Source organism: Pelovirga sp. (genome assembly GCF_059864205.1).
In genome coordinates this window covers 1-1,534 of the sequence record NZ_JCBCBS010000169.1, presented here as the reverse complement: position 1 = coordinate 1,534, position 1,534 = coordinate 1, and the positions used below count along the sequence as shown (strand labels likewise).

Genomic DNA, 1,534 nt, shown 5'->3' with positions numbered 1-1,534 from the left:
AGGTGCCTAACATTCTGCTACCGAAAAAAGGGGTCGACATGCAGCGCTGGGCAGTGATTGCCTGCGATCAGTACACCTCCGACCGTAACTACTGGCGGCATCTGGACGAGCAGATCGGCCTGGCGCCCTCAACCTTACGGTTGATCCTGCCGGAAGTCTACCTTGAAGATACGGACGTTGAGGAGCGCATCCAGGCGATCAACCGCACCATGGAAAGCTATCTGGTGCAAGGGATTTTGGAAGAACAGCCGCCGGGGCTGATTCTGGTCAATCGGCGTACTTCTGCCGTGCCGTCACGCAAGGGTCTGATGGTAGCTCTTGATCTGGAGCGTTATGATTATCGTCCCGGTTCCCAGAGTCTGATTCGTGCTACCGAAGGAACTATCATCGAACGGCTGCCGCCGCGCATTCGGGTACGACAAAATGCAGCAATTGAACTACCCCACATCATGGTGTTGATCGATGATCCGCAGCGTACCGTCATCGAACCGCTGTTCGAAGAAAAGCTTGAGAAGGTTTATGACATCGAGCTGCTGTGCCAGGGGGGGCATCTGACGGGGTATCGCGTTGATCAACCGGCATTGCTTAACCAGGTCGCTAATGCGTTGGAAAAACTCGCCGATCCGCAATCCTATCGCAATCGTTACAATGTCGAAGGGGAGGTCATGCTCTACGCCATGGGGGACGGCAACCATTCTTTCGCCACCGCCAAGGCGATCTGGGAAAAGCTTAAAGAAGAGGCTGGTGATCCGCAGCAGGTGATGGATCATCCGGCACGCTTTGCCCTGGTGGAACTGGTCAATGTGCATGATCCGGGGTTGGAATTCGAAGCGATTCACCGGGTATTATTTGATGTTGATGGCGAGGGACTCAAGCAACAGATGGAGACTTTTTTTGCCCAGCGCGGCACGCCTCTGACCATCTCCTCCTGCAGTGATTTGAAAGGAGCCAAAGCCTGCCTCGATGAAATTCAGGGGGAGCACACTTTCGTGATGGTTGTGGAGAGTCAATATTTTGCCTGCGATATCGCTGATCCGGAGTACACCCTTGAGGTTGCTTCTTTGCAGGCTTTCCTTGACGAATTTTTAAGCACTAACCCGCAGGTTCGCATTGACTATATCCACGGGGAGGATGAAGTAACCAGTCTGGGCAGCAAAGAGCACAACGCCGGATTTTATCTTCCTTCCATCTCCAAACATGACCTGTTCCGCACCATTGTGCTTGACGGCACCCTGCCGCGCAAAACCTTCTCTATGGGCGAAGCAGACGAAAAGCGCTTTTATCTTGAATGTCGACGGATCAGAGTGGAAAAAGCATGATGTCAGGAGCGGTACCAGTCAAATATATTGTCTTCGATCTGGGCAAGGTCCTGATCGATTACGATTATACCAATTTTTTCGGTCTGTTGCGTGACCAGGGCGCACAGGTCGCGTCGGTGGAGGATTTTTCCGAACGGGTTAATCTGGCCGGTTACGAGCATGGTCAGGTGACATGCTCTGAATTTATCGCCGGAATCAACAACCTGCTTGCCCGA

2 protein-coding genes are annotated in these 1,534 nt (G+C 52.8%); both read left to right on the top strand.

Annotated features, from left to right (window positions below; genetic code table 11):
- Positions 1-1,319 (top strand): DUF1015 family protein (locus AC6F7T_RS10975; protein WP_500718803.1); only part of this gene is annotated, 1,319 nt, incomplete at its 5' end.
- A partial coding sequence (locus AC6F7T_RS10970) for a hypothetical protein (protein ID WP_500718801.1) occupies positions 1,316-1,534 on the top strand: 219 nt, incomplete at its 3' end. The genes AC6F7T_RS10975 and AC6F7T_RS10970, both read left to right, overlap by 4 nt.